Genomic DNA, 25,832 nt, shown 5'->3' with positions numbered 1-25,832 from the left:
GGGCCCTTCGGGTCAGCGACTCACGCTCAGCTGTAGTTGCCGGGCGTGAAGTCGTCGCTCGAGAACGCGTCGAAGTCGACGAAGCTGAGGTCGCCCTCGTTGAACGACGCGTCGTCGGCGAAGATGCGGTTCGGGTAGCGCTCCGCCTTCGCCTCCTCCGTCGCCTCGACCGTGACGTTGCGGTACTTCGCAAGGCCCGTGCCGGCGGGGATCAGCTTGCCGATGATCACGTTCTCCTTGAGGCCGACCAGCGGGTCGCTCTTGCCCTCCATGGCGGCCTGCGTGAGCACGCGGGTCGTCTCCTGGAAGGACGCGGCCGACAGCCACGACTCGGTCGCCAGCGAGGCCTTGGTGATACCCATGACCTCCTGACGCGCCGAGGCGGTCTTCTTGCCCTCGGTGAGCGCCGCACGGTTGATCGAGTTGTACTTCGACCGGTCGACGAGCTCGCCGGGCAGCAGCTCGGTGTCGCCGTGGTCGACGACGGTGACCTTGCGCAGCATCTGACGCACGATGACCTCGATGTGCTTGTCGTGGATCGGCACGCCCTGCGAGCGGTACACGTCCTGCACGCCGTTCACCAGGTGCTTCTGCACCTCGCGCACGCCCTTGACCCGGAGGACCTCCTTCGGGTCGACCGTGCCGACGATGAGCTGCTGGCCGAGCTCGACGTGCTGCCCGTCCTCGACGAGCAGCGTCGAGCGCTTGAGCACGTTGTACGTGATCGGCTCGTCGCCGTTGTCGGGCGTCAGGATGACCTTGCGCTGCTTGTCGGTCTCGTCGATCGTGATGCGGCCGGGGGCCTCGACGATCGGCGACGCGCCCTTGGGGGTGCGGGCCTCGAAGAGCTCCTGCACGCGGGGCAGACCCTGCGTGATGTCGTCGGCCGAGGCCGAACCACCGGTGTGGAAGGTACGCATCGTGAGCTGGGTGCCCGGCTCACCGATCGACTGGGCGGCGATGATGCCGACGGCCTCGCCGATGTCGACGAGCTTGCCGGTCGCGAGCGAACGGCCGTAGCACTTCGCGCAGACGCCGACCGCGGACTCGCAGGTGAGCACCGAGCGGACCTTGATGGACTCGACGCCCGCCGCGATCAGCTTGTCGATGAGCACGTCGCCCACGTCCTCGCCGGCCTCGGCGACGACCTCGCCCTTGGCGCTCACGGCGTCGGCCGCGAGCGAGCGGGCGAACACGGAGTTCTCCACGTTCGGGTCGCGCACGAGCTCGCCCGAGGCGTCGGTGAGGCCGATCGGCAGTTCGAGGCCCTTGCCGGTGCCGCAGTCGTCCTCGCGGATGATGACGTCCTGCGAGACGTCGACGAGACGACGGGTCAGGTAGCCGGAGTCCGCGGTGCGGAGCGCCGTGTCGGCCAGACCCTTGCGGGCGCCGTGGGTCGCGATGAAGTACTCGGCGACCGAGAGGCCCTCGCGGTACGAGGAGATGATCGGGCGAGGGATGATCTCACCCTTCGGGTTGTTCACCAGGCCTCGCATGCCGGCGATGTTGCGCACCTGCAGCCAGTTACCACGGGCGCCCGAGGTCACCATGCGGTTGATGGTGTTGTCGGTCGGGAAGCTCTCCTGCATGGCCTTGGCGACCTCGTCGGTGGCCTTGGTCCAGATCTGGATGAGCTCCTGGCGACGCTCGAGGTCGGTCGTGAGACCCTTCTCGAACTGCGACTGCACCTTGGCGGCCTGCTTCTCGTACTTCGCCACGATCTCGCCCTTGCTCGGCGGCGTGATGATGTCCGAGAGCGCGACCGTCACGCCCGAGCGGGTCGCCCAGCGGAAGCCGGCGTCCTTGATGCGGTCGAGGGTCGCGGCGACCTCCGTCTTCGGGTAGCGCTCGGCGAGGTCGTTGACGATCGCCGAGATCTGGCCCTTGCCGGCCTGCTTGTTGAAGTACGGGTAGTCCACCGGCAGCGCCTCGTTGAAGATCGCGCGACCGAGGGTGGTCTCCAGCAGGAACGACTTGCCCGGCTCGAAGCCCTCCGGCTCCTGGCCCTCACCGAAGTGCAGGCCCTCGAGGCGGATCTTCACGACCGCGCCGAGGTCGAGCTTGATGTCGCCCGGACGGTTCTGGTCGAACGCGAGGATCGCCTCGGCGATCGACGAGAACGCGCGGCCCTCGCCGGGGGCGCCCGGCTTCTCGGTCGTCAGGTGGTGCAGGCCGATGATCATGTCCTGCGAGGGCAGGGTCACCGGACGGCCGTCCGACGGCTTCAGGATGTTGTTCGACGCGAGCATGAGCACGCGGGCCTCGGCCTGAGCCTCGACCGACAGCGGCAGGTGCACGGCCATCTGGTCGCCGTCGAAGTCCGCGTTGAAGGCGGCGCAGACGAGCGGGTGGAGCTGGATGGCCTTGCCCTCGACGAGCTGCGGCTCGAACGCCTGGATGCCGAGACGGTGCAGCGTGGGCGCACGGTTCAGCAGCACGGGGCGCTCGCGGATGATCTCCTCGAGCACGTCCCACACCTGCGGGCGCGAACGCTCGACCATGCGCTTGGCGGCCTTGATGTTCTGCGCGTGGCTCAGGTCGATGAGGCGCTTGATCACGAACGGCTTGAAGAGCTCCAGCGCCATCTGCTTGGGCAGACCGCACTGGTGCAGCTTCAGCTGCGGGCCGACGACGATGACCGAACGGCCCGAGTAGTCGACGCGCTTGCCGAGCAGGTTCTGGCGGAAGCGACCCTGCTTGCCCTTCAGCATGTCGCTGAGGGACTTCAGGGCGCGGTTGCCGGTACCCGTGACCGGGCGGCCGCGGCGGCCGTTGTCGAACAGGGCGTCGACGGCCTCCTGCAGCATGCGCTTCTCGTTGTTCACGATGATCTCGGGGGCGCCGAGGTCGAGCAGGCGGCGGAGACGGTTGTTCCGGTTGATGACGCGGCGGTACAGGTCGTTCAGGTCGGAGGTCGCGAAGCGGCCACCGTCGAGCTGGACCATCGGGCGCAGCTCCGGCGGGATCACCGGCACCACGTCGAGCACCATCGCCGCCGGCGAGCTGCCGGTCTGCAGGAACGAGTTGACGACCTTGAGGCGCTTGATGGCGCGGATCTTCTTCTGACCCTTGCCCTCGGCGATCTGCAGGTGCAGGTCCTCCGCCTCGGCCGCGAGGTCGAACGAGAGCAGGCGCTTCTTGATGGCCTCGGCGCCCATGTAGGCCTCGAAGTACATGCCGAAGCGGTCCTGCAGCTCGTGGAAGACCGAGTCCTCGGGCTTCAGCTCGCCGACCTTCAGCGTGCGGAAGTCCTCCCAGACGCGCTCGAGGTGCGCGATCTGCTCGTCGGCCGACTTGCGGACCTGCGTCATCTCCTTGTCGGCGGCGGCCTCGGCGCGCTTGCGGACGTCGGACTTGGCGCCGTCGGCCTCGAGCTGCGCGAGCTCCTCCTCCTTGCGCGCCATGAGCGTCGCGATACGGGCGTCGCGCTGGTCGCCGATGGTCTTGATCTCGAGCCGGAGCTCGTTCTCGAGGCCGGGCATGTCGGCGTGACGGCCGTCCTCGTCGACATCGATCACCATGTAGGCGGCGAAGTAGATGACCTTCTCGAGGTCCTTCGGCGCCATGTCGAGCAGGTAGCCGAGGCGCGAGGGGACGCCCTTGAAGTACCAGATGTGCGTCACCGGGGCGGCGAGCTCGATGTGGCCCATCCGCTCGCGGCGGACCGAGCTCTTGGTGACCTCGACCCCGCACCGCTCGCAGACGATGCCCTTGAAGCGGACGCGCTTGTACTTGCCGCAGGCGCACTCCCAGTCACGGGACGGCCCGAAGATCTGCTCGCCGAAGAGCCCGTCCTTCTCGGGCTTCAGCGTGCGGTAGTTGATGGTCTCCGGCTTCTTGACCTCGCCGTGGGACCACTTGCGGATGTCCTCTGCGGTGGCCAGGCCGATACGAAGCTCATCGAACGTCGTTGCGTCGAGCAATTTCTCTCCTAGATTCCTGAAGTCGTTTCGTACCTGGCGGTTCAGATCTCGTCGATGTTCGACGACTCGAAGCGCGCGGAGATGTTGATGCCGAGCTCCTCCGCTGCGCGGAAGGCCTCGTCATCGGTGTCGCGGAGCGAGACCGCGGTGCCGTCGGCCGAGAGCACCTCGACGTTCAGGCAGAGCGACTGCATCTCCTTCATGAGCACCTTGAACGACTCGGGGATGCCGGGCTCCTGGATGTTCTCGCCCTTGACGATCGCCTCGTAGACCTTGACGCGGCCGAGGATGTCGTCGGACTTGATCGTGAGGAGCTCCTGGAGGGCGTAAGCGGCGCCGTACGCCTCGAGCGCCCACACCTCCATCTCGCCGAAGCGCTGGCCGCCGAACTGCGCCTTACCACCCAGCGGCTGCTGCGTGATCATCGAGTAGGGGCCGGTGGAGCGGGCGTGGATCTTGTCGTCCACGAGGTGGTGCAGCTTCAGGATGTACATGTAGCCGACCGACACGGGGTACGGGAACGGCTCGCCCGAGCGACCGTCGAGCAGCTGGGTCTTGCCCGAGGAATCGATGAGGCGCTCGCCGTCGCGGTTCGGCAGCGTCGAGTCGAGGAGACCGGCGATCTCCTCCTCGTGGGCGCCGTCGAACACCGGGGTGGCGACCTTCGTGCCGGGGGCGGCCTCGCGGGCGGCCTCGGGCAGGGTCTTCGCCCACTCCGGGCTGCCGTCGACCTTCCAGCCCTGCTTCGCGACCCAGCCGAGGTGGGTCTCGAGCACCTGGCCGAAGTTCATTCGACCCGGGATGCCGAGCGGGTTCAGCACGACGTCGACCGGCGTGCCGTCCGCGAGGAACGGCATGTCCTCGACCGGCAGGATCTTCGAGATGACGCCCTTGTTGCCGTGGCGGCCGGCGAGCTTGTCGCCCTCGGTGATCTTGCGCTTCTGGGCGATGTACACGACCACGCGCTGGTTGACGCCCGAGCCGAGCTCGTCGTCGCCGTCCTGCGAGTCGAACACCTTGACGCCGATGATGGTGCCCTGCTCGCCGTGGGGCACCTTCAGGGAGGTGTCGCGGACCTCGCGGCTCTTCTCGTTGAAGATCGCGCGGAGCAGGCGCTCCTCGGCGCTGAGCTCGGTCTCGCCCTTCGGCGTGACCTTGCCGACGAGGATGTCGCCGGGGCGGACCTCGGCGCCGATGCGGATGATGCCGCGCTCGTCGAGGTCGGCGAGCAGGTCGGGGCTGACGTTCGGGAGATCGCGGGTGATCTCCTCCTTGCCGAGCTTGGTGTCGCGGGCGTCGACCTCGTACTCCTCGATGTGGATCGAGGAGAGGACGTCGTCCTTCACCAGGTTCTGGCTGAGGATGATCGCGTCCTCGAAGTTGTGGCCCTCCCACGGCATGAACGCCACGAGGAGGTTCTTGCCGAGCGCGAGCTCGCCGTTGTCGGTGGCGGGGCCGTCGGCGATGACCTCGCCGACCTCGACGCGCTCGCCGGCCGAGACCACGACGCGGTTGTTGTACGAGGTGCCCTGGTTCGAGCGGTCGAACTTGCGCAGGTAGTAGGTCTGCGTGCCGCCCTCGTCGAGCTGCACCGTGACGGAGTCGGCCGAGACCTCGGCGACGACGCCCGCACGGTCGGCGGTGATGACGTCACCGGCGTCGACGGCCGCGTAGCCCTCCATGCCGGTGCCGACGAGCGGCGAGTCGCTGCGCAGCAGCGGCACGGCCTGGCGCTGCATGTTCGCACCCATGAGGGCGCGGTTCGCGTCGTCGTGCTCGAGGAACGGGATGAGGGAGGTACCCACCGAGACCATCTGGCGCGGCGAGACATCCATGTAGCCGATCTCGGCGGCCGGGAACAGGTCGACCTCGCCGCCCTTCTTGCGGGCGAGCACGCGGTCCTCGACGAACGAGCCGTCGGCCTTCAGCGGCGCGTTGGCCTGGGCGACGATGAAGTCGTCCTCCTCCGACGCGGTCAGGTAGTCGATGTGGTTGCTGACCTTGCCGTTCTCGACGCGGCGGTACGGCGTCTCGATGAAGCCGAACGAGTTGATCCGCGCGAACGAGGCGAGCGAGCCGATCAGGCCGATGTTCGGGCCTTCCGGGGTCTCGATCGGGCACATGCGGCCGTAGTGCGAGGGGTGCACGTCGCGGACCTCGACGCCCGCGCGGTCGCGCGAGAGGCCGCCGGGGCCGAGCGCCGAGAGGCGGCGCTTGTGGGTGAGGCCGGCCAGCGGGTTGTTCTGGTCCATGAACTGCGACAGCTGCGAGGTGCCGAAGAACTCCTTGATCGCGGCGACGACGGGTCGCACGTTGATCAGGGTCTGCGGGGTGATCGCCTCGATGTCCTGCGTCGTCATGCGTTCGCGGACGACGCGCTCCATGCGGCTGAGGCCGGTGCGCACCTGGTTCTGGATGAGCTCGCCCACGGCGCGGATGCGACGGTTGCCGAAGTTGTCGATGTCGTCGACGTCGAGGCGGATGTCGACCGCCTTGCCGCCGCGGCGACCCGGCAGGGTCTCGCGACCCTCGTGCAGCGCGACGAGGTACTTGATCGTCGCGACGATGTCGTCGACGGTCAGGACCGAGTCCGTCAGCGGGGCCTCGAGGCCGAGCTTCTGGTTGATCTTGTACCGGCCGACCTTCGCGAGGTCGTAGCGCTTCGGGTTGAAGTAGAAGTTGTCGAGGAGCGCGCGGGCGGCCTCGGCGGCGACCTGCTCTCCCGGACGGAGCTTGCGGTAGATGTCCTTGAGCGCCTCTTCCTTCGTGAGGATGTTGTCCTTCTCGAGGGTGAGGGCGATCGACTCGTAGCCGGCGAACTGCTCGAGGATCTCCTCGGAGGTGAGGCCGAGGGCCTTCAGGAAGACCGTGACCGACTGCTTGCGCTTGCGGTCGATGCGGACGCCGACCTGGTCGCGCTTGTCGATCTCGAACTCGAGCCAGGCGCCGCGGCTCGGGATGACGCGAGCGGAGTAGATGTCCTTGTCGCTCGTCTTGTCGGGGGTGCGCTCGAAGTACACGCCGGGCGAGCGGACGAGCTGCGAGACGACGACGCGCTCGGTGCCGTTGATCACGAAGGTGCCGCGGGCGGTCATCAGCGGGAAGTCGCCCATGAACACCGTCTGGGTCTTGATCTCGCCCGTGAGGTGGTTCATGAACTCGGCGTTCACGTAGAGCGGCGCGGAGTAGGTCTTGCCCTTCTCCTTGCACTCGTCGATCGTGTACTTCGGCGGCTCGAGCTCAGGGTTGGTGAACGAGAGCTGCATGGTCTCGCCGAGGTCCTCGATCGGGGAGATCTCCTCGAAGATCTCCTCGAGGCCGGTGGCCTCGGGCAGATCCGTCCGACCGTCTGCGATGGCCTGCTCGACGCGCGCCTTCCACGCGTCGTTGCCGACGAGCCAGTCGAAGCTCTCGGTCTGCAGGGCGAGCAGGTCGGGGACGGTGAGGGTGTCGGTGACCTTCGCGAACGAGAGGCGACTTGCCTCGCGTCCGTTCTTGGGGGTGGGCGTGGTCGCGTTGCGCGCAGCAGCCAAGGAAATGACCTCCATGGGCCCGTCGGCCCGGTTCATTGTCACAAGTGGAGAGTTGCCCCGAGACGTGTGCGGGAGTCGGTGATCGCGAGATCACGGACTACACGGAGCCGACCGCAATATGAAGGCAGAGTGGGTCTGGGAGCGCAAAGGTCAAGCATATGCGACAAGACGCGCCATGTCCAGCCGGATTCTTGATTTCGTCGTGGATCTCCGGTATAAACGCGCGGCGCGGGGTCCGGATGGCTCCTCGCACGGCCCGGCTCGCCCGGGATTCCGGGCCGATCCTCCCGCATCGCGCCCGTCGCGATCCCTAGACTGACCGGCACGAGGAGGTGCCATGACCGAGCCAGGTGCCGTTCCCAGCCAGCCCGCCGCGCCGGCCGCCGCACCCTCCGCCCAGGAGCCGGCGCAGCATCCCGAGGCGCACCGCCCGCCCGGGGTCCGCGGGGCCCGCCGCGCCGCCTTCGTGGCGCTCGTCGTCTCGATCTCCCTCACGGCGGTCGTCGGCATCGTGGTGCTGCTCACCGGCGACTTCGGCGAGGTGCAGGGGCGCGTCCTCACGACCACCCTCCTCGTCGCCGGCTTCAGCACCGTCGCGCTCTGCCACCTCGCCGTCGCGGGACGCCCGGTGCGGGTCGTCGGCTTCGTCGGCCTCGCCGTCAGCGCGATCGCGCTCGTCATCGGCCTCGTGCTGATCTGGACGCCGTGGGACTCCTGGTCGGGCGGCTCCGGCGAGCTCTGGCGCTGGTTCGGCGTGACCGGCATCCTCGCCCTGAGCCTCGCGCACGCGAACCTGCTGCTCCTCCTCGCCGGCCGCCGGCACCCCTTCGTGCGCACCGCCATGGCGATCACGGTCGCCGCGATCGCCCTCGTCGCGCTCGTGCTCATCCTGCCGATCCTGAGCGACGGCGCCATCCCCGGCGACACCGGCTGGGACGCGTACTGGCGCTGGTTCGGCGTGATCGCGATCGTCGACGCGCTCGGCACCGTCGTGCTGCCGGTCGTGGGGCTCCTGATCCGCGACCGGCCGACCGGGCCGGCCGCGCCGGCCGCAGCGCCCGTCGGGGCATCCGTCCCGCCCGCGCCCCAGGCCCCGACGGCGCTCGACGCCCGCATCGCCGCCCTCGCCGCCGCGAGCGGGCTCGAGCGAGACGCCCTCCTCGCCGAGGCGCTCGACGCCTTCGAGGCGCGACGCGACGCGACGCCCCACGACGACGCCGATCGCTGAGCGGCCCGCCGGCATGACGCGCATCGAGTTCGAACCCGACGTCTTCAGCAGCCACGGCTGGACCCTGCTCGTCGACGGCACCGCCCAGTCCCACGTCGACGCCGAGGACCCCGGCCGGCTGTTCTTCGAGTACGTGCGCCGCATCGGCCACGTCATCGACGCGATGGCGACGCCCGGCGCGCCGCTGCGGGCGCTGCACCTCGGCGGCGGGGCGCTGACCATCCCGCGCTACGTGGCGGCGACCCGGCCGGGCTCCGCGCAGCTCGTGGTCGAGCTCGACGCGGAGCTCCTCGACCTCGTGCTCGAGCGGCTGCCCGCCCCCGCGGGCGTCGAGACCCGCGTCGCCGACGCCGCCCACGCCGTGCCGGCGCTGCGGGAGGCGGGCGCGGGCTTCGACCTCGTCGTGCTCGACCTGTACACCCGGCTCGATCCGCCCGCCTTCGTCGCCGACGCCGCCTTCCAGCGCGAGCTGCTCGCCCTGCTGGACCCCGCCGACGGGCCGCCGCTGCTCATCGCGAACGTCGCCGACGCCGCCGGCCTCGGCCGGCTGCGTGAGCAGGCGCGGGCGATCGCCAGGGCGCGGCCGGGCACCGAGCTGCTCGTCGCGGGCGACGCGGGGGTACTGGCGGGCGCCGAGGAGGGGAACGCGGTCCTCGTCGCCGGCCCCGCCGGCATCCCGCCCCTCGTCGCGGAGCGCCTCGCGCTGCACGGCCCCCACCCCGCCGCCGTGCTGGAACGGAACCGCCTCGACGCGGTGCTCTTCGGCGCCTGCTGAGCGCGCCCGCCCGGCGCATCGGACAGGGGCGCGGGGTACCGTTGGGGGCGTGCCGCACCACGCCGATCCGCCGCTCGAACGCCGCCTCTCCGCGAGCGGCCACCTCGCGAAGCTCGAGGAGTCCCGCAGCACGCCCGGCTCCTGGACGCTCTACGTCGACGGCACCCCGCAGTCGCACGTCGAGCTCGAACGGCCCGAGTGGCTCGGCTTCGAGTACGTGCGCCGCATCGGGCACGCGATCGACCTCGTCCGCGCCGAGGGCGAGCCGATCACCGCGCTGCACCTCGGCGGCGGGGCGCTCACCCTGCCCCGCTACGTCATCGCGACCCGCCCGGGCTCCCGGCAGCAGGTGATCGAGCTCGAGTCGGAGCTCGTCGAGCTCGTGCGCGAGGTGCTGCCGCTCCCCCGCGGCGCCCAGCTGCGGGTTCGCCACGGCGATGCGCGCGCGGTGCTGCAGAAGCTGCCCGCCGGGCTCGACGGCGCCGTCGACCTCGCCGTCGTCGACATCTTCTCGGGCGCGCGCACGCCCGCGCACGTGACGAGCGCCGAGTTCTACGGCCTGCTGCAGCCCCGGCTCGCGCCCGGCGGCATCGTCGCGGTGAACGTCGCCGACGGGGCCGGGCTCGGCTTCGCCCGGGCCCAGGCGGCGACCCTCGGCCACGTCTTCGCCCACGTCGCGATCGCCGCCGACGCCTCGATGCTGAAGGGGCGCCGCTTCGGCAATGTCGTCATGTACGCGAGCGACGCCGAGCTGCCCTTCGCCGAGCTGCCGCGCCGGCTCGCGAGCGATCCGGCCCCCGCCAAGCTCGTCGACGGCGAGGAGCTGCGCCGCTTCGTCGCGGGCGCGTCGGTGGTGACGGATGCCACGGCGGTGCCGAGCCCGCCGCCGGCCCGCTCCGTCTTCCTCGCCAAGTAGCGCGTCCCGCCCGAGTCGCGGCGAGGTCCCGGCGAGTCAGCGGGCGTGGCGGAAGCGCACGGGCTGGCCGGGGCGGAGCTGAGCGACGCGGTCGAGCGAGGCGGGCGCGACGATCGCGATCACCGGGTAGCCGCCCGTCACCGGCCGGTCGGGCCCGAGGATCGTCGGCTGCCCCGAGGTCGAGACCTGGATCGAGCCGGGAACGGTCGCCTCGCTCGCGAGCTCGCCGGCCACGAGCCGCTCGAGCGCCGGCCCCTCGAGCCGGGTGCCGACCCGGTCGGCCGCGGCCGAGGTGCGCCACTCCGCGTCGAAGAGGAGCGCCCGGGCCGCGTCGGTGAACCAGTCGGCGCGCGGGCCCGGCACGAGTTCGAGCACGACGGGCCCGTCCACCGGGGCGAACGCCGCCTCGCGGTCGAGCAGCGCGACCTGCGCCTCGGGCTCCGGGCCGATCGGCAGGCGGTCGCCCGCCGCGACCGGGGCGGGGCCGAGCCCGGCGAGCGTGTCGCGGGAGCGCGAGCCGAGCACCTCGGGCGCCGCGATCCCGCCGCGCACCCCGACGAGATAGCGGAGGCCGTGCTCGGCGGGCCGCAGCTCCAGCTCGGCGCCGGCCGGCATCCGCACGGCGACGGCCGGCGGCGCCTCGACGCCGTCGACGAGGATGGGGCCGCGCGCGCCCGTGACGGCGATCCAGGCATCCGCCTCCGCGACCGCGCGGAAGCCGCCGAGCAGCACCTCGAGGCCCGCCGCCCCCTCGGCGTTGCCGACGAGCCGGTTCGCGAGCGCGAGCGCGCCGCGGTCGGCGGCGCCCGAGCGCCCGACGCCGAGGCGGGCGAGGCCCGGCCGGCCGAGGTCCTCGACGAGGCAGGATGCGCCGGGCGCGACGATGCGGAGCGCGGTCACGAGTCCGCCCCGATCCGCGAGCCGGACTCGCGGAACCGCACCCGCGCCCCGGGGGCGAGCCGGGCCGGCGGCTCGGCCAGCTCGTCCCAGAGCACCGCCTCCGTGCGGCCGATGAGCCGCCAGCCGCCCGGGCTCTCCCGCGGGTAGGCCCCGGTGTAGCCGTCGGCGAGCGCGAGCGATCCGGTGGGCACGCGCGTGCGCGGGGCGTCGAGCCGGGGCACGCGGTAGGGCCAGTCGTCGCTCACGAGGTAGGCGAAGCCCGGAGCGAAGCCGATGAACGCGACCCGCCACTCGGCGGCGAGGTGGCGGGCGACGAGCTCGGCCGGCCCGATGCCGAGCAGCTGCGCGGTGTCGTCGAGGTCCTCGCCGTCGTAGCTGACGTCGAGGACGACCGGCGCGGCGCGTTCGGGGAGAACCGTGGCGGAGGACGGGCCCGCCGGGGCGCCGTCGGCCGGGCTCCGCTGCGCCGCGCGCCGCACCCAGCTCGCCGCCGTCTCGAGCGGCAGCGCCCGGTGATCGACGCTGACGAGCACGGTGCGCGCGGCCGGCACGAGTTCGACGAGCCCCGCGGGCGGCTCGGCGGCGAGCGCCTCGTGCAGCGCGAGCACCTCGGCCTGCGAGCCGCACTCGACGAGGATCGCGTCGGGTCCGCTCGGCAGCAGTCGCACGGTCATGCGAACGCCCGCAGTTGGACGCCGGCCGCCTCGAGCGCCGCCCGCACACGCCGGGCGAGCTCGGGCGCGCCGGGGGTGTCGCCGTGCAGGCAGATCGAGTCGGGGGCGAGTTCGAGCACGCCGCCGTCCGCGAGCGGCACCGCCCCGGTCGTGGCGAGGGCGACAGCGCGGGCGGCGACCTCCTCGGGGTCGGTGACGAGCGCGCCCTCGGCCCCGCGCGGCAGCAGCAGGCCGTCGGCGCCGTAGCCGCGGTCGGCGAACGCCTCGCGGGCGAAGCGGAGGCCGGCCGCCTGCGCCGCCCGCTCGATCGCTCCGCCGGGCGCACCGAGCACGGGCAGCGCGGGATCGTAGGCGGCGAGGGCCTCGGCGAACGCGGCGGCGGCGCGCTCGTCGGCGCCCAGCCGGTGGTAGAGCGCCCCGTGCGCCTTGACGTAGCGGACGCGGACGCCGGCGGCGCGCGCGAGGCCGTCGAGCGCGCCGAGCTGGTAGAGGAGCTCGGCCGCGAGTTCCTCGGGCGCGGCGTCGAGCGCGCGCCGGCCGAAGCCCGCGAGGTCGCGGTAGCCGGGGTGCGCGCCGAGGGCGACGCCGTGCCGGGCGGCGAGCCCGACGCTCCGACGCATCGTGACGGGGTCGCCGGCGTGGAAGCCGCACGCGACGTTCGCGCTCGTCACGAGGCCGAACATCGTCTCGTCGTCGCCGAGCCGCCACGCCCCGAACGACTCGCCGAGGTCGCAGTTCAGATCGATCGCCGCCGCCATGCCCCCATTCTGCCGCGCCGCGTGCGGCGTCGCGCGGCGGGCGTTGCCGCGCGGGTGCGCGGCGCGCAGACTGGAGCCGACGACGTTGACGAGGAACGGGGGCAGGATGCCGAACCGCACCCGCCGCATGAGCGGCCCCGTCGCGGTCGCGGCCCTCGCGCTCCTCGCGTTCACCGCCTGCGCCCCGGGCGACGCCGCGCCGACGAGCCCGCCGCCGAGCGTCCCAGGGACGCCCGCCGCGACCAGCCCGGCCCCCTCCCCGCCGCCCGCGCCGCCGCCGGTGCTCCGGCCCGACGGCTCGGTCCGCGAGCTCGCGACGGGCCTCGACGCGCCGTGGTCGGTCGTCGCCCTGCCGAACGGCGCGGTGCTCGTGAGCGAGCGCGACCTCGGCCGCATCGTCGAGCTGCTGCCCGGCGGCCCCACCCGAGTGGTCGCCGAGGTGCCGGGCGTCGCCCCGGGCGGCGAGGGCGGCCTGCTGGGCCTCGCCCAGCTGCCGGGCGGCGGCGCGCGCGAGGCATCCCTCTACGCGATGTTCACCGGTCCCGAGGACAACCGGATCGTGCGGATGCCGGTGACCGGCGAGCCCGGCGCGATCGCCCTCGGCGCCCCGCAGCCGGTGCTCACCGGCATCCCGAAGGCCGGCAACCACAACGGCGGCCGGCTCGCCTTCGGCCCCGACGGCTTCCTCTACGCGACGACGGGCGACGCCGGGCTGCGCGACGCGGCGCGCGACCGCGGCTCGCTCGCCGGCAAGATCCTGCGGATGACGCCGGACGGCGCACCCGCGCCAGGCAACCCCTTCGGCACGCACGTCTGGAGCCTCGGCCACCGCAATCCGCAGGGCATCGCCTGGGATGCCTCGGGCCGGCTGTGGGCGGCGGAGTTCGGCCAGAACACCTGGGACGAGCTCAACCTCATCCAGCCGGGCGGCGACTACGGCTGGCCCGTCGTGGAGGGCGTCGCGGGCGACCCGGCCTTCGTCGACCCGGTGCTGCAGTGGCCGACGTCGGAGGCGAGCCCGAGCGGGCTGGCCTCCGCCGGGGACGCGCTGTTCCTGGCGGCGCTCCGCGGCGAACGGCTGTGGGCGGTCGCCCCGGCGAGCGCGGCGGCGCCGACGGCGGAGGCCTGGTTCGCGGGCGAGCACGGGCGGCTGCGCGACGTCGTCGCGGCGCCGGGCGGCGGGCTCTGGGTGCTGACGAACAACACCGACGGCCGCGGCGACCCCCGCGCGGGCGACGACCGGCTGCTGCTCGTCGGCCTCACGGGCTGAGCGGACGCCGACGCCGGCGCGGGCTCGGTGCCGGTGGGCGGCGCTATTCTCTGTCCCATGGCGGAACTCGAACGGGTCAGGCGGTGGGCCGAGGCGCTCATCGCCCTGCACCTCGATCCCGCCCAGTGGAGCTTCGGCTTCGACAATGCGAAGAAGCGCGCGGGCCTCTGCAATTACACGGCGAAGCACATCTCGGTGTCGCGCTACCTGGCCGCCCGCTACGACGACGACGAGATCCACCAGATCCTGCTGCACGAGGTCGCGCACGCGCTCGCCGGCCCGCGCGCGGGGCACGGCCCGAAGTGGGCGAAGACCGCGGCCGAGCTCGGCTACGTCGGCCGCCGCACCCACGACGGCGAGATCGCCGACGAGCTCGCGCCCTGGGTCGGCCGCTGCCCGGCGGGGCACGTGCACTACCGGTACCGCCGTCCCGAGCGGCCGCTCAGCTGCGGGCTCTGCCGGCGCGGCTTCGACCGGGCGAACCTCATCGAATGGCATCGCCGCGACATCACGCCGGCGATGCGCCGCCGCGCCGCGAGCGCCGCGGCCGGCTGAACCCGCCCGCACGTCGGGCAGAATGGACAGCGCGCCCGAGCGGCGCCCCGCACCTCCCCATCCCGAAAGCGCAGCATGCCCGTCTCCACCGTGCAGATCCCCGTCGGCCAGTGGGTCGTCTCCGGCGACGGGCTCCGCTGGTGGTTCGACTCCGGCTCGCTCGCCCTCGACTTCGCGTGCACGGGCCCGATCGGCGCCTCGCTCGCCGAGGAGCTGCTGCACTCCCCCGACGACCTCGCCGGCTGGCTGCGCGAGCGCTTCCCGATGGCGATCGGCGATGCCCGCACCCGCGACCTCTTCGACGCCACGGCGCTCCGCGACGCGATCACCCGGCTCGCACTCGCCGCGGCGCACGGCGGCGAGCGCCGGAGCGACGACGTCGACATCGTGAACCTCTACGCGGCGACCCCTGACATCCCGCCGTCGCTCGCGGGCGGCTCGCGTCAGGCGGGCCGTTCGGTGCAGCTCGTCGCTCAGGCGCTGTCGACGATCGCCCGCGACGCGGTCGACCTCCTGGGGGCGGCGAACGCCGAGCGCATCCGCGTCTGCGCCGGCGACGACTGCGACATCGTCTTCCTCGACACCTCGCGGGCGGGCAGCCGCCGCTGGTGCTCGATGCAGCGCTGCGGCAACCGGGCGAAGGTGCGCGCCCACCGCGCGCGCAAGCGGCCCGTCGCGGCGGGCTGAGCGGGCTCAGCCGACGCGGAACACCTCGCCGCGGAGCTCGGGCACGAGCTCGGTGACATCGGTCTGCGCCGCCGCGGCGACGCCAGCGCCGGCGCCCCGGCCGAGGAGCTCGACCCCGCTGCCGCTCGCGCTCTGCAGGTGGCCGACGGCACGGCGCAGGCCCTCGAAGGCGGCGCAGGCGACGGCGGCCTCCGGCGAAGTGTGGTCGATGCCGAGCGCGACGAGGGCGTCGACGACCGCGCCGCCGGCGAGTTGATCCTCGACGGCGAAGCGCACCCCGTCGCCGCCCCGTTCGCCCGCGGCGAGGACGGCGACGCTGAGACGTCGACCGCGCTCCTCCTGCAGAGCGAGGATGCGCCGGGCGACCGCCGTGCGGTTGCGCAGCGAGGCGGCGAGCACGACGGGGACGTCGGCGCCGCCCGCCTGGGCTCGCACGGCGAAGCCGCGCGCCAGGGTCGCCCCGTTCGGCGAGGCGAGCACGACGGTCGCGCCGGGACGGGCGGGCAGCTCCTGCCCGGTGGCGAGGCCGGCGAGGAAGGCGGCGGGGGCGCTCAGGCCGGTGCCGTCGCCGAGGCCCCCGGCGAACGCCTCGGCGCCGGGCTCGCCCTTCGGCCAGGGCGCCGCGGCGAGGCCGTGCTCGGCGGCCGCGACGACCGCGGTCGTGAAGGAGAGCGCGTCGACGAGCACGACGACGTCGGCGGGGGCGAGGCGCTCGAGGCCCTCGGCGCCCCACTCGAACCGGACCTGGTACTTGGACTGGGCGAAGGGGGCGTCAGGCTGCACCGGGCCAGGCTAGTGGACGCGGGAGGGATGGCCCGCCCGTGCGTCCTCGTGCGTCAGCGCCGCCCGGCGCCGGCGTCCCAGGAGGCGAGCGCCTCGGCGTCCGCTGCCCGCGCCGCGGCACGCCGGGCGGCGTCGAGGGCGGCGACCGGATCGGGCTCCTGCCGGGCGATGACGAGCTGGCGCTCCGCCTCGGCGAGCCGGGTGCGCGCCCCCGCGCCGACGAGGCCGCGCCCGCGTTCGACGAGGGCGCGGGCGACGCCCAGCTGGCTCTCGGCGATCGCGAGCGCGCCGCCGAGCGCCGAACGGGCGCCGTCGAGCCGCGCCTGCGCGGTGCGTGCCTCGGCCCGCGCCGCTTCGAGGCGGTCGAGGGCGGCGTCGAGCCGGTCGCGCTCGGCGAAGGGATCGGGCAGCTCGGCGGCGGCGGGTGCGGCGGCCGCGCCGCCCATCAGCTCGGCGACGCCCGCGATGGCCTCGCCGAGCACGCGGGCGTCCTCGGGCTCGCTCAGCGCGTCGCGCTGGCGCCGGGCGTCGACGAGCTCGGCGTCGAGGCGGCGCATCCCCTGCTCCGCGGCGCGCTCCGCGCCGGCGAGCTCGAGCTCGAGCCGGTCGATCGCGTCGAGGTCGGCGGCGGCCCGGTCGAGGTCCGCGGCGATCCGCGCGGCGCGCTCGGCGTCGCCCGCGCCGGCCGCCTGCCCGGTGGCGGCGAGGGCGGCGCCGGCCGCGGCGAGCGCAAGGTCGACGCGATCGAGGGCGGCGCGCCCGCCGACGAGGGCGGTGGGCCGGAACCGGGTGCCGAGCCGGTCCAGGGCGGCCGCGGCATCCGCTCGGCGTCGTCCGAGCCTGGCGGCCGTCTCCGGAAGCTCGGCGAGGGTCGCGCCCGCGCCCCGTTCGGCGGCCCGGCGGGCGCCGAGCGCCTGTTCGGCCTGGTCGAGCGCGCCGAGCGCCGAGGTGCACAGCCCGGCGATGCGCTCGCTCCAGCTCCGTCGTTCGGCGGCCGTGTCGGGCTCCGCGTCGTCGAGCCGCTGCTGCAGCAGGAAGGCCTCGCGCAGCCAGCGCTCCGCCCGTTCGCTCGCCTCGCGCATCGGGCGGGCGGCTTCGGCGCCGAACTGCGCCTCGGCGAACGCGATCTCGCGGCGCGCCTCGCGCACCCGCTCGTCGGTCTCGACGATGAGCTGCTTCGCCCGCACCTCCGCGGCGCGGCCCCCCTCGAGGTCGGCGAGCTCGCGACGGCGGCCGAGCCGGCGCACTCCGACGATCGCGGCGACGAACGCGACCGCGGCGCCGCCGAAGACGAGGAGGGAGGGCAGCCACCAGAGTCCATCGGCCATGGCCGGAGTCTACGGCGCGCGCCTCGACGGCGGCCGAGTGGCCGCGTAGCCTCTCGGGCATGCGCGTGCTGCTGAAGCTCACCCTCGACTGCGACCCGGACGCCGCCTGGCGGGCCCTGCGGAGCCCCGCGGTGCTGCGGGAGGTCGTGGCGCCCTGGCTCGATTTCCGCTCCCTCGAGCCGGGCGGGCTGCCGACCACGTGGTCGGAGGGGCCGCACCGGGTGCAGCCGCTCGCGCTGCGCCGCTGGCCGGCGGGCGAGGAGGTGGTCGATCTGCGCTTCCTCGAGGGCGAGCGCGACGGCCTGCCGCCCGAAGTGCGGATGCTGCGGGACGGCGGCGGCGCCACCTCCGGCCCGTTCGCGGCGTTCCGCAGCTGGGACCACCGGATGGCCGTCTCTCCTGCGCCCGGCGGGCGCACCCGGTACCGCGACCAGCTGCGGGTGAGCTCGGGATCGGCGCTCGGCGACGCCCTCGCCTGGTACCCGGTGTGGGCGTTCTGGCAGTGGCGCGGCGCGCGCCTGCGGGCCCTCGCGCCGAGCTGGGCGCACGAGCCCGAATCGGCCGAATGAGCGGCATCGGCTAGACTGTGGGTGTGGCGCGCCTTGCGCGCCCCGCGTCGTAGAACGCTTCCGGGCCGGCTCAGGCCGCCCCGATGACTCATTCGTACGGCGAACGGATGCGCCGACCGGCGCCTTCGCCACTCACCCACCGACGGGTCGAACCGCCACGGCGTGCCGCACGAAGCGCGACGCCCGTGCGCGCTCCCGCCCGTGGGCCATGCCCGAAAGGCACGCATGACCACCCCCGATTTCCGCACGCTCGGCGTGCCCGCGCCGCTCGTCGAGATCCTCGCCGCCGACGGCAAGACCACTCCCACCCCGATCCAGGCCGACTCCCTGCCGGACACCCTCGCCGGGCGCGACGTGCTCGGCCGCGGCCGCACCGGCTCGGGCAAGACGATCGCCTTCGCGCTGCCGATGGTCGCCCGCCTCGGCACCGTGCTCGCCGGCGGCTCGCGCCGCGCCGGCCGCCCCCTCGGCCTCGTGCTCGCGCCGACGCGCGAGCTCGTCACCCAGATCGCCCGCACGATCGAGCCCCTCGCCGAGGCCTACGGCCTGAAGGTGACGACGATCTTCGGCGGCATCAACCAGAAGCGCCAGGTCGAGGCGCTGCGCGCCGGCGTCGACATCGTCGTGGCCGCGCCCGGCCGTCTCGAAGACCTCATGCAGCAGGGCTTCGTGCACCTCGACGCCGTCGAGATCACCGTGCTCGACGAGGCCGACCACATGGCCGACCTCGGCTTCCTGCCGGTCGTTACCCGCATCCTCGACAAGACGCCGCGCGGCGGACAGCGCCTGCTCTTCTCGGCGACCCTCGACAACGGGGTCGACAAGCTCGTGAAGCGCTACCTGCAGAACGAGGTGCTGCACTCCGTCGACGAGGCGAACTCGCCCGTCGCCGCGATGACCCACCACGTCTACCTCACCGAGGACCAGGACACGAAGTTCGAGCTCGTGAAGTCCCTCGCGAGCGGCACCGGCCGCCGCATGCTCTTCATGCGCACGAAGCACCAGGCCAAGAAGCTCGCGAAGAAGCTGACCGAGTCCGGCATCCCCGCCGTCGACCTGCACGGCAACCTCTCGCAGCCGCAGCGCGACCGCAACCTCGCCGCCTTCGGCGACGGCTCGGTGCGCGTGATGGTCGCGACGGATGTCGCAGCGCGCGGCGTGCACGTCGACGAAGTCGAGCTCGTGGTGCACGTCGACCCGCCCGTCGAGCACAAGGCGTACCTGCACCGCTCGGGCCGCACCGCGCGCGCCGGCAACGAGGGCGACGTCGTCACGATCGCCCTGCCGAGCCAGCTGCAGGACCTGAAGCAGCTGCTCCGCAAGGCGGCGATCACCGTCACCCCGAAGCCGGCCACGCCGGCCTCCCCGGAGGTCGTCGCGCTCGTCGGCGACGTCGCGCCCTACGTGAAGCCGGCCCCGCGCCAGGCGAAGCCGCAGGGCGGCGGCGGCACCTCGCAGGGCGCGAACGCCCAGCGCAAGCGCGCCCGACGCACCGGCGGTGCGGAGGGCGGCGAGCCCCGCGAGGGCGGTCGTGGCCGCGGCGGGCGCGGCGGCGCGCCCCGCGGCGACGCCGAGCGCACCGAGCGCAGCGGCGAGGGCGGCGGTTCGCGCCGTCGTCGCGGCGGCAGCGGTCGCGGTCAGGGCGGGGCGGATGCCGCGTCGCGGACGGCCTCGTCGCAGGGCTCCGGGCGCGGCGGCGAGCGCGGCTCGTCGAGCACCTCGGGCGGCCGGGCCGCAGGCTCCGGCCGCGGCCAGGGCGGCACGGCGAAGAGCGCGCGCGGCCCGCAGCCGCTGCGCGTCGGCAGCCTCGTGGGCGGCTCCTCGCGGGGCGCCCGCACGAACCGCCGCGCGCAGGGCTGACCCGCCTTCCCCGATGATCGGGCGGTGACGGTGCTCCGTCGCCGCCCGATTTCGTCGTGCGGCCGTGCTGGCCTACTCTCAGGTGCATGAGCACCGAGGTTGTTGCACAGGTCGTCGTCCGCCCCATCCGCGATTCGGATGTCGAGGCCCTCGGTCGCGTGCACGCGACCTGCTGGCACGAGACCTACGACCACCTGATCTCGAAGGCGGCGCTCGAGAACCTCTCGCCCCGCCGCATGGCCGAGCTGTGGAGCCACATGGCGTCCCGCGGCGAGGAGTACCGCCAGTTCGCGGCGCTCGTCGACGGTGAGATCGTCGGCTTCGTCGGCTCCGGCCCGGCCCGCGACGAGGACGCCCCGCGCGAGCGCGAGCTGAACTTCATCTACGTGCTCGACGCGTACCACGGCACGGGCATCGGCAAGAAGCTCTTCGACGCGGCCGTCGGCGACGAGCCCGTCTACCTCTGGGTCGCGGCCGACAACCCGCGCGCGCACCGCTTCTACGAGCGCAACGGCTTCGTGCTCGACGGGGCGACGCAGCGTCAGCCGTTCCTCGGCGAGGAGATCGACGAGGTGCGCTTCGTGCGCTGAGCCGCGCGCGTCACGGACCCCCCGACGGGCTTAGGCTTCTCGGCATGCCGATTCCCGTGATCCTCGACGTCGACACCGGTGTCGACGACGCCCTCGCCCTCCTCTTCGCCGTCGCGCACCCCGAGATCGACGTGCTCGCCGTCTCCTGCGTCGCGGGCAACGCCTCGCTCGAGCAGGTCGTCGACAACACCCTGCGCATCCTCGACGTCGCCGGGGCCGGTGACGTTCCGGTCGCCGCGGGCGCCGTGCGGCCGCTGCTGGAGCCCGCCCGCTCCGCCTCCCACGTGCACGGCGCCGACGGCCTCGGCGGGCTCGTGCTGCCCGAGACCGCTCGCCGCGCGGTCGAGCAGAGCGCGGTCGAGCTGCTGCGCCGCACCATCCTCGAGCACCCGACGCCGGTGACGCTCGTCGCGCTCGCGCCGCAGACGAACCTCGCACTGCTGCTGCGCACCCACCCGGAGGTCGCCGCGAACCTCGAGCGGATCGTCTTCATGGGCGGCTCGGCGAGCGTCGGCAACGCGACCGCGGTCGCGGAGTTCAACGTCTGGCACGACCCGGAGGCCGCGGCGATCGTGCTCGACTCCGGCGTGCCGTGCTACATGTACGGCCTCGACGTCTTCAACCGGGTCTCGGTCGCGCAGGACCGCGCCGCCGAGCTCGAGGCGGGTGAGCACTCCGTCGGCCGCGTCATCGGCGCCCTGCTCGGCCACCGCATCGCCCTCAGCGAGGACGAGCGCGCCCAGTACACGGGCCTCATCGGCGACGCCGGGGCCGTGTGCGCGCTCGTCGACCCCGAGGCCCTCCGCACCGAGCAGCGCCCGGTGCGGGTCGAGCTCGCCGGCTATAGCCGCGGGCAGACGCTCGTCGACCTCCGCGAGTTCCCGGGCGAGGACGTCGTGCACGGCCTCGCCGGCGAGTGGACGACCGCCGAGGTCGCGCTCGGCGTCGACGCGGAGCGGGTCGCGGCGCTCTTCCTCGACACCGTGCTCGGCTGAGCCGCAGGACGGCGGATGCCGCGTCGGCACGTGCCGACGCGGCATCCGCCGTCTGAGGTCCGGCTCAGCCGAGGCCGCGGGGTTCCTGGTGCCCGTCGCCCTCGGCGAGTTCGCCCTCGACCGGCTTGCCGGAGAGGCCGACCGCGCCGCTGCCCGGCGCCGCAGAGGTCGCCGCGTGCACCGCGATCTCCTCGTTCTCGACGGGGAACGCGGTGTGCAGGCGCACCGGGTCGCGCTGCTGGGCGAGCCGCTTGGCCCGCCGGCCCGCGGCGATGAGGTTCAGCGCCTCGACGAAGATCGCGAACGCCATCGGGCCGTAGATGAGCGCCTTGTCGATCTTCACGCCGAAGCCGTCGGCGATGAGGAACACGCCGATGAGCAGCAGGAACGCGAGCGCGAGCATCTTCACCGTGGGGTGCGCGTTCACGAAGGCGAAGATGAACCGCGCGGCGAAGAGCATGATGCCGAACGACAGCACCACGACCGTGATGATGACGACGAGGTTCTCGGTCATGCCGACGGCGGTGATCACGGAGTCGAGCGAGAAGACCAGGTCGAGCACGAGGATCTGGGCGATCACCGAGCCGAAGCTCGCGCGCGCCGCCGAGCCCGCGGTGTGCTCCTCGGCGCCCTCGAGCTTCTGGTGGATCTCGTGCACGGCCTTGTACACGAGGAAGAGTCCGCCGGCGATGAGGATGAGGTCGCGGCCCGAGAAGCCGATGCCGGCGATCTCGAAGAGGTCGGTCTTCAGCGTGATGATCCAGCCCGCGAAGAGCACGAGCAGCACGCGCATGAGCATCGCGAGGGTGAGGCCGAGGTTGCGGGCCTTCGCCTGCTGCTCGACCGGCAGCTTCGAAGCGAGGATCGAGATGAAGATGACGTTGTCGACGCCGAGGACCACCTCGAGCACGAAGAGCGTCAGGAAGACGGCGATCAGGTCGGGCGTGAACTCGAGCGAGAACTCCATGTGGACATGAATACCACGGCGGGCTGCGCGGATTCCGCGCAGCCCGCCGCTCGGCTCCCGCCGCAGTTCAGTCGTCTCGGTTCAGTCGGCCCCGGGCCCGAGGTGCCTGGCGAAGAAGCGGGCGGCGTCCTCGCCGGCGTGGGCGGGGACCCCGGTGTGGCCACCGAGGTTGGCCTGCAAGGTCTTCTCCGCGGAGCCGAAGGCGTCGAAGAGCTCGAGGGCCGCCGCGCGATCGTTGCCCTCGTCGTCCCACTGCAGGAGCACGTGCAGCGGGATGGTGACCTCTCGCGCCTCCGCCAGGGTCGCGCGGGGCACGTAGCTGCCGGCGAACAGGCCGGCAGCCCGGATGCGCGGTTCGGTCGCGGCGAGCCGCACCCCGATCGCGATGACGCCGCCGGAGAAGCCGACCGGCTCGGCGAGCTCGGGGAGCCCGAGCAGTTCGTCGAGCGCGGCCCGCCACTCGGGGACGGCGCGATCGACGAGCGGCAGGATGAGCCGGTCGACGACGTCCTCGGTGGGCGGGACGCCGCCGGCGATCGCGCGGCCGAGCTCGGCCCGCGCCTCCGCGGCGCCCGGCAGCGGGGTGCGGTCGCCCGCCCCGGGCAGCTCGATGGTGGCCGAGGCGAAGCCCTGCTCGGCCGCGCTGCGGGCGCGGGCGGCGAGGCGCGGATGCATCCGCGCCATCCCGATCCCGCCCGGCTGCCCCAGCAGGATGAGCGGGACCGGGGCGGACGGCGAGGCGGTCGGCGGCGTCCAGAGGATGCCGGGGACGTCGCCCAGGGCGAAGGTGCGCTCGACGAGGCCGTCGTCGAGCAGGTGCGTGGAGGTGAAGTGCATGTCGTGCCTTTCGGAGTGCGGCGGATTCGCGGCGCTCCGGGACGACTTATCGCCCGACCGTGACTCCGCTGGGGAGCACCGACGTGGATTCGTTCACGGGTCCCACCTCCTCGGCTCGCTGCACGGACGGTTCAGGCTAGCAGCCCGGCCGCCGCTCAGCGCAGCGCGCCGACCGAGGCGAGCGCCTGGCGCACGAGCACCCCGCGGCCGCCCTCGAGCTCGTCGCCGACGGCGCGGCTCGCCGCCTCCTCGGGCGGCATCCAGCTCACCTCGAGCGCGTCCTGCCGCGGCTCGCAGGTGCCCGTGACCGGCACGACGTAGACGAGCGAGACGGCGTGCTGCCGCTCGTCGGTGAACGGCGTGATGCCCGGCATCGGGAAGTACTCGGCGACGGTCGCGGGCACCGGGCTCGCGGGCAGCAGCGGGAAGGCCATCGGCCCGAGATCCTTCTCGAGGTGGCGGAACAGCGCGTCGCGCAGCGTCTCGCCGTACATCACCCGCCCGGAGACGAGCGTGCGGGTCATCTCGCCGACCGTGTTCGCCCGCAGCAGCAGGCCGACCTCGGTGACCTGGCCGAGGCCGTCGACGCGCACCGGCAGCGCCTCGACGTACAGCAGCGGGAGGCGGCCGCGCACCTCGGCGAGCTCGAGGTCGCTCAGCCAGCCGGGGTTCGTGGGCTGCGGGACGTCGGGCTCGTCGCCCGGGGTCCAGTCGGGGTCCGGGGTGCGCACGCTCATGCGTCGATTCTGCCCCACCCGGCCGCCCGGCGTACGCTCGGACGATGCGGATCGATGACGAGGCGGTGCTCTGGTCGGCCTCCGGCGACGACCGGGCGGGGCGCCCACTGCTCGTGCTGCTGCACGGCTACAACTCGAACGAGGGCGACCTGTTCGGGCTCGCCCCGTACCTGCCGCTCGATCCCGTGATCGCGTCGCTCCGCGCCCCGCTCGACGCCGGCCACGGCTACGCCTGGTTCGAGATCTTCGACGCGGCCGGGCGGCTCGACGACGACGATCCGGCGAAGCTCGCCGCCGCCGAGGAGGCGGTCGACGCCGTGATCGGCTGGCTCGACCGGAACGCGGGCGACGCGCCGTCCATCGGCCTCATCGGCTTCTCGCAGGGCGGGGCGATGAGCCTCGAACTGCTGCGCCGCGCCCCGGAGCGCTTCGCCTTCGCCGCCATCCTGGCCGGCTTCGCGATGCCGGGCGTCCGCGACGGCGACGCACGCCTCGCCGAGCTGGCGCGCCCGGTGTTCTGGGGGCGCGGAACGGAGGATGCGGTCATCCCCGCCTCGGCCGTCGCCCGCACGGCCGCCTGGCTGCCCGGACACAGCGCGCTCGACTCGCGGATCTACGAGGGCCTCGCGCACTCGGTCTCCGAGCGGGAGCTCGCCGACCTCACGGCCTTCGTCGGCGCGCGGTACGAGCCCACGCCGTCGGAGTGAGCCGCGCTCAGTCCTGCTCGGCGGCGCGCGCGGCGCGCTCGCGATCGCGGTCGGCGATGCGGGCCTTCTCGGCGCGCACGGCGGCCTGCGTGGCCCGCTCCTGCACGAGCCAGGCGGGCGGTGCGGCGAGCAGCGCCTTGATCTCGGCGGTCGTCAGCGGGTCGGTCACGCCGCCGCGGGCGAGGCCGGAGTTCGAGACCCCGAGCTTGGCGGCGACGACGCCGCGCGGGTGCGGGCCCTCGGCGCGGAGGGTGCGCAGCCACTCCGGCGGGTCGGCCTGCAGCGCGGCCAGCTCGTCGCGGGAGACGACGCCCTCCTGGAACTCGGCGGGCGCCGCCGACAGCAGGATGCCGAGCTTCTTCGCCGCGGTCTCGGGCTTCATGGTCTGCGCCTTGGCGCGGCTCGGCTGGTTCTCGCTCACCCTGCAACCGTAGCCGACGGTAGCCTGAGACGGATGACGCTGCGACTCGACTACGTCGCCGGGGTGAGCCCGGCGAAGTGGCTGCGCGCGTGGGCCGAGCGGCACCCGGAGCTCCCGCTCGAGGCCGCGCGGGTCGACGAGCCAGCGCAGCTCGACCGGCTGCTCGCCGGCGAGGTCGACCTCGCCTTCGTGCGGCTGCCCGTCGACGACGCCGGCCTGCACGTCATCCCGCTCTGGGAGGAGCAGCCGGTCGTCGTGCTCGAGAAGGGGCATCCCTTCGCCGACGCCGAGGCGCTCTCCCTCGCCGAACTCGAAGGCGAGCCGCTCGCCCCCGTGCAGCCCGACCCGGCCATGACCATCGAGCTCGTCGCCGCGGGCACGGGCTACGCCGTCGTGCCGCACGCGATCGCCCGTTTGCACCACCGGCGCGACGTCGTCGCGCTGCCGCTCGAGGGCGCGCCGACCACCCGCATCGCGCTCGTCTGGCGCGTCGAGCGCGACGACGAGACGGTGCAGGAGTTCGTCGGCGTCGTGCGCGGCCGCACCGCGCGCAGCTCGCGCGGCGCGGAGGGCGAGGCCCCGGCGGAGCGCGGCGGCTCCGAGCGACACCGCGAGCGCGGGCGCGGCGGGGCCGGCACCGCCGGGAAGCCCGGCGCGGGGCGCGGCGGCGGCCAGGGCCGCGGAACGACCGGGCGCGGCGGGTCCGGCCGTGGCGGCGGTTCCGGGCGCGGGGCCTCGGGGCGCGGCCGCCAGAACCGCGGGCGCAAGCGCTGAGCCCTCGTCACCGAGTGGCGCCCACCCGGCCTTCCGGGAGACGAT

At 73.6% G+C, this 25,832-nt stretch carries 23 protein-coding genes; 12 read left to right on the top strand and 11 right to left on the bottom strand.

The window, feature by feature from the left end:
* Positions 1-26 precede the first annotated feature (26 nt).
* Together rpoC and rpoB are read right to left on the bottom strand one after the other, a co-directional pair.
* Positions 27-3,923 (bottom strand): DNA-directed RNA polymerase subunit beta', encoded by a 3,897-nt coding sequence (rpoC, locus tag QSJ60_RS06550; RefSeq protein ID WP_189083686.1) that lies wholly within the window; start codon positions 3,921-3,923, stop codon positions 27-29.
* 41 nt (positions 3,924-3,964) lie between these two features.
* Positions 3,965-7,456 carry a DNA-directed RNA polymerase subunit beta gene (rpoB, locus tag QSJ60_RS06545; protein WP_189083685.1) on the bottom strand — a complete coding sequence of 1,164 codons (3,492 nt, stop codon included), beginning with the start codon at positions 7,454-7,456 and terminating at the stop codon, positions 3,965-3,967.
* A gap of 337 nt (positions 7,457-7,793) precedes the next feature.
* Between rpoB and QSJ60_RS06540 the strand changes: the two genes are divergently transcribed.
* The 3 genes from QSJ60_RS06540 to QSJ60_RS06530 are packed head-to-tail and all read left to right on the top strand — an operon-like array spanning position 7,794 to position 10,375.
* Positions 7,794-8,684 (top strand): hypothetical protein, encoded by an 891-nt coding sequence (locus tag QSJ60_RS06540; protein WP_285463081.1) that lies wholly within the window; start codon positions 7,794-7,796, stop codon positions 8,682-8,684.
* Between the two features lie 13 nt (positions 8,685-8,697).
* Positions 8,698-9,459: a spermidine synthase gene (locus QSJ60_RS06535; protein WP_285463080.1), complete on the top strand. Its 762-nt coding sequence runs from the start codon at positions 8,698-8,700 to the stop codon at positions 9,457-9,459.
* A 49-nt stretch (positions 9,460-9,508) separates the two neighbouring features.
* Complete coding sequence (locus QSJ60_RS06530; protein ID WP_285463079.1) at positions 9,509-10,375, top strand: spermidine synthase; 867 nt, start codon at positions 9,509-9,511, stop codon at positions 10,373-10,375.
* Between the two features lie 36 nt (positions 10,376-10,411).
* Here QSJ60_RS06530 and QSJ60_RS06525 read toward each other — a convergent pair whose 3' ends face one another.
* From QSJ60_RS06525 to QSJ60_RS06515, 3 genes are read right to left on the bottom strand one after another with little or no spacing between them, the layout of a single operon-like run.
* Positions 10,412-11,275 carry a 5-oxoprolinase subunit C family protein gene (locus QSJ60_RS06525; RefSeq protein WP_285463078.1) on the bottom strand — a complete coding sequence of 288 codons (864 nt, stop codon included), beginning with the start codon at positions 11,273-11,275 and terminating at the stop codon, positions 10,412-10,414.
* Positions 11,272-11,949, bottom strand: coding sequence for a 5-oxoprolinase subunit B family protein (locus tag QSJ60_RS06520; protein ID WP_285463077.1), 678 nt, complete (start codon positions 11,947-11,949; stop codon positions 11,272-11,274). Before QSJ60_RS06520 ends, QSJ60_RS06525 begins: the two co-directional genes overlap by 4 nt.
* Entirely contained in the window at positions 11,946-12,707 is a 762-nt protein-coding gene (locus QSJ60_RS06515; protein ID WP_285465272.1) for a LamB/YcsF family protein, read from the bottom strand. Before QSJ60_RS06515 ends, QSJ60_RS06520 begins: the two co-directional genes overlap by 4 nt.
* A gap of 106 nt (positions 12,708-12,813) precedes the next feature.
* On the opposite strand from QSJ60_RS06515, the gene QSJ60_RS06510 reads away from it, so the two are divergent.
* From QSJ60_RS06510 to QSJ60_RS06500, 3 genes are all read left to right on the top strand, one after another.
* Positions 12,814-13,977, top strand: coding sequence for a PQQ-dependent sugar dehydrogenase (locus QSJ60_RS06510; protein WP_285463076.1), 1,164 nt, complete (start codon positions 12,814-12,816; stop codon positions 13,975-13,977).
* A 57-nt stretch (positions 13,978-14,034) separates the two neighbouring features.
* Entirely contained in the window at positions 14,035-14,532 is a 498-nt protein-coding gene (locus tag QSJ60_RS06505) for a SprT-like domain-containing protein (RefSeq protein WP_189083680.1), read from the top strand.
* A gap of 75 nt (positions 14,533-14,607) precedes the next feature.
* Positions 14,608-15,219, top strand: a complete 612-nt coding sequence (locus tag QSJ60_RS06500; protein WP_230764721.1) for a CGNR zinc finger domain-containing protein — start codon at positions 14,608-14,610, stop codon at positions 15,217-15,219.
* Positions 15,220-15,225: 6 nt separating this feature from the next.
* On the opposite strand, the gene QSJ60_RS06495 is transcribed toward QSJ60_RS06500, so the two are convergent.
* Positions 15,226-16,002 carry a 2-phosphosulfolactate phosphatase gene (locus QSJ60_RS06495; RefSeq protein WP_285463074.1) on the bottom strand — a complete coding sequence of 259 codons (777 nt, stop codon included), beginning with the start codon at positions 16,000-16,002 and terminating at the stop codon, positions 15,226-15,228.
* Positions 16,003-16,055: 53 nt separating this feature from the next.
* Positions 16,056-17,330, bottom strand: coding sequence for an ATP-binding protein (locus QSJ60_RS06490; RefSeq protein ID WP_285463073.1), 1,275 nt, complete (start codon positions 17,328-17,330; stop codon positions 16,056-16,058).
* 59 nt (positions 17,331-17,389) lie between these two features.
* Between QSJ60_RS06490 and QSJ60_RS06485 the strand changes: the two genes are divergently transcribed.
* From QSJ60_RS06485 to QSJ60_RS06470, 4 genes are all read left to right on the top strand, one after another.
* A complete protein-coding gene (locus QSJ60_RS06485; RefSeq protein ID WP_230768815.1) occupies positions 17,390-17,899 on the top strand; it encodes a hypothetical protein in 510 nt (169 codons plus the stop codon).
* Between the two features lie 225 nt (positions 17,900-18,124).
* Positions 18,125-19,759 carry a DEAD/DEAH box helicase gene (locus tag QSJ60_RS06480; RefSeq protein WP_285463072.1) on the top strand — a complete coding sequence of 545 codons (1,635 nt, stop codon included), beginning with the start codon at positions 18,125-18,127 and terminating at the stop codon, positions 19,757-19,759.
* Between the two features lie 86 nt (positions 19,760-19,845).
* Positions 19,846-20,349 (top strand): GNAT family N-acetyltransferase, encoded by a 504-nt coding sequence (locus QSJ60_RS06475; RefSeq protein ID WP_189083674.1) that lies wholly within the window; start codon positions 19,846-19,848, stop codon positions 20,347-20,349.
* A 44-nt stretch (positions 20,350-20,393) separates the two neighbouring features.
* Entirely contained in the window at positions 20,394-21,344 is a 951-nt protein-coding gene (locus tag QSJ60_RS06470) for a nucleoside hydrolase (protein WP_285463071.1), read from the top strand.
* 64 nt (positions 21,345-21,408) lie between these two features.
* On the opposite strand, the gene QSJ60_RS06465 is transcribed toward QSJ60_RS06470, so the two are convergent.
* The 3 genes from QSJ60_RS06465 to QSJ60_RS06455 all read right to left on the bottom strand — a co-directional run bounded on the left by QSJ60_RS06465 (position 21,409) and on the right by QSJ60_RS06455 (position 23,885).
* Positions 21,409-22,311 (bottom strand): TerC family protein, encoded by a 903-nt coding sequence (locus QSJ60_RS06465; protein ID WP_285463070.1) that lies wholly within the window; start codon positions 22,309-22,311, stop codon positions 21,409-21,411.
* A gap of 81 nt (positions 22,312-22,392) precedes the next feature.
* Positions 22,393-23,148: a dienelactone hydrolase family protein gene (locus QSJ60_RS06460; protein ID WP_285463069.1), complete on the bottom strand. Its 756-nt coding sequence runs from the start codon at positions 23,146-23,148 to the stop codon at positions 22,393-22,395.
* A 155-nt stretch (positions 23,149-23,303) separates the two neighbouring features.
* Entirely contained in the window at positions 23,304-23,885 is a 582-nt protein-coding gene (locus QSJ60_RS06455; RefSeq protein ID WP_189083670.1) for an NUDIX hydrolase family protein, read from the bottom strand.
* A 44-nt stretch (positions 23,886-23,929) separates the two neighbouring features.
* On the opposite strand from QSJ60_RS06455, the gene QSJ60_RS06450 reads away from it, so the two are divergent.
* A complete protein-coding gene (locus QSJ60_RS06450) occupies positions 23,930-24,592 on the top strand; it encodes an alpha/beta hydrolase (RefSeq protein ID WP_285463068.1) in 663 nt (220 codons plus the stop codon).
* Positions 24,593-24,599: 7 nt separating this feature from the next.
* Here the strand turns inward: QSJ60_RS06450 and QSJ60_RS06445 are convergent, their stop codons facing one another.
* Complete coding sequence (locus QSJ60_RS06445; RefSeq protein WP_189085035.1) at positions 24,600-24,974, bottom strand: DUF5997 family protein; 375 nt, start codon at positions 24,972-24,974, stop codon at positions 24,600-24,602.
* A gap of 72 nt (positions 24,975-25,046) precedes the next feature.
* Between QSJ60_RS06445 and QSJ60_RS06440 the strand changes: the two genes are divergently transcribed.
* Positions 25,047-25,787, top strand: coding sequence for a LysR family transcriptional regulator substrate-binding protein (locus tag QSJ60_RS06440; RefSeq protein ID WP_285463067.1), 741 nt, complete (start codon positions 25,047-25,049; stop codon positions 25,785-25,787).
* Positions 25,788-25,832: the final 45 nt, after the last annotated feature.

Source organism: Agromyces sp. NBRC 114283, assembly GCF_030268405.1.
Lineage (GTDB): Bacteria > Actinomycetota > Actinomycetes > Actinomycetales > Microbacteriaceae > Agromyces > Agromyces mediolanus.
The sequence above is the reverse complement of the archived record's forward strand: the minus strand, read 5'-3'. Positions and strand labels throughout refer to the sequence as shown.

Excerpts from the sequence above, each read along its gene's own strand:
- QSJ60_RS06450 (WP_285463068.1), top strand. The coding sequence starts at position 23,930 with ATGCGGATCGATGACGAGGCGGTGCTCTGGTCGGCCTCCGGCGACGAC.
- QSJ60_RS06440 (WP_285463067.1), top strand. The coding sequence starts at position 25,047 with ATGACGCTGCGACTCGACTACGTCGCCGGGGTGAGCCCGGCGAAGTGG.
- QSJ60_RS06500 (WP_230764721.1), top strand. The coding sequence starts at position 14,608 with ATGCCCGTCTCCACCGTGCAGATCCCCGTCGGCCAGTGGGTCGTCTCC.
- QSJ60_RS06510 (WP_285463076.1), top strand. The coding sequence starts at position 12,814 with ATGCCGAACCGCACCCGCCGCATGAGCGGCCCCGTCGCGGTCGCGGCC.
- QSJ60_RS06455 (WP_189083670.1), bottom strand. The coding sequence starts at position 23,885 with ATGAGCGTGCGCACCCCGGACCCCGACTGGACCCCGGGCGACGAGCCC.
- QSJ60_RS06470 (WP_285463071.1), top strand. The coding sequence starts at position 20,394 with ATGCCGATTCCCGTGATCCTCGACGTCGACACCGGTGTCGACGACGCC.
- QSJ60_RS06505 (WP_189083680.1), top strand. The coding sequence starts at position 14,035 with ATGGCGGAACTCGAACGGGTCAGGCGGTGGGCCGAGGCGCTCATCGCC.
- QSJ60_RS06520 (WP_285463077.1), bottom strand. The coding sequence starts at position 11,949 with ATGACCGTGCGACTGCTGCCGAGCGGACCCGACGCGATCCTCGTCGAG.
- QSJ60_RS06485 (WP_230768815.1), top strand. The coding sequence starts at position 17,390 with ATGCGCGTGCTGCTGAAGCTCACCCTCGACTGCGACCCGGACGCCGCC.
- QSJ60_RS06465 (WP_285463070.1), bottom strand. The coding sequence starts at position 22,311 with ATGGAGTTCTCGCTCGAGTTCACGCCCGACCTGATCGCCGTCTTCCTG.
- QSJ60_RS06515 (WP_285465272.1), bottom strand. The coding sequence starts at position 12,707 with ATGGCGGCGGCGATCGATCTGAACTGCGACCTCGGCGAGTCGTTCGGG.
- QSJ60_RS06490 (WP_285463073.1), bottom strand. The coding sequence starts at position 17,330 with ATGGCCGATGGACTCTGGTGGCTGCCCTCCCTCCTCGTCTTCGGCGGC.
- QSJ60_RS06445 (WP_189085035.1), bottom strand. The coding sequence starts at position 24,974 with ATGAAGCCCGAGACCGCGGCGAAGAAGCTCGGCATCCTGCTGTCGGCG.
- QSJ60_RS06535 (WP_285463080.1), top strand. The coding sequence starts at position 8,698 with ATGACGCGCATCGAGTTCGAACCCGACGTCTTCAGCAGCCACGGCTGG.
- QSJ60_RS06460 (WP_285463069.1), bottom strand. The coding sequence starts at position 23,148 with ATGCACTTCACCTCCACGCACCTGCTCGACGACGGCCTCGTCGAGCGC.
- QSJ60_RS06480 (WP_285463072.1), top strand. The coding sequence starts at position 18,125 with ATGACCACCCCCGATTTCCGCACGCTCGGCGTGCCCGCGCCGCTCGTC.
- QSJ60_RS06540 (WP_285463081.1), top strand. The coding sequence starts at position 7,794 with ATGACCGAGCCAGGTGCCGTTCCCAGCCAGCCCGCCGCGCCGGCCGCC.
- QSJ60_RS06475 (WP_189083674.1), top strand. The coding sequence starts at position 19,846 with ATGAGCACCGAGGTTGTTGCACAGGTCGTCGTCCGCCCCATCCGCGAT.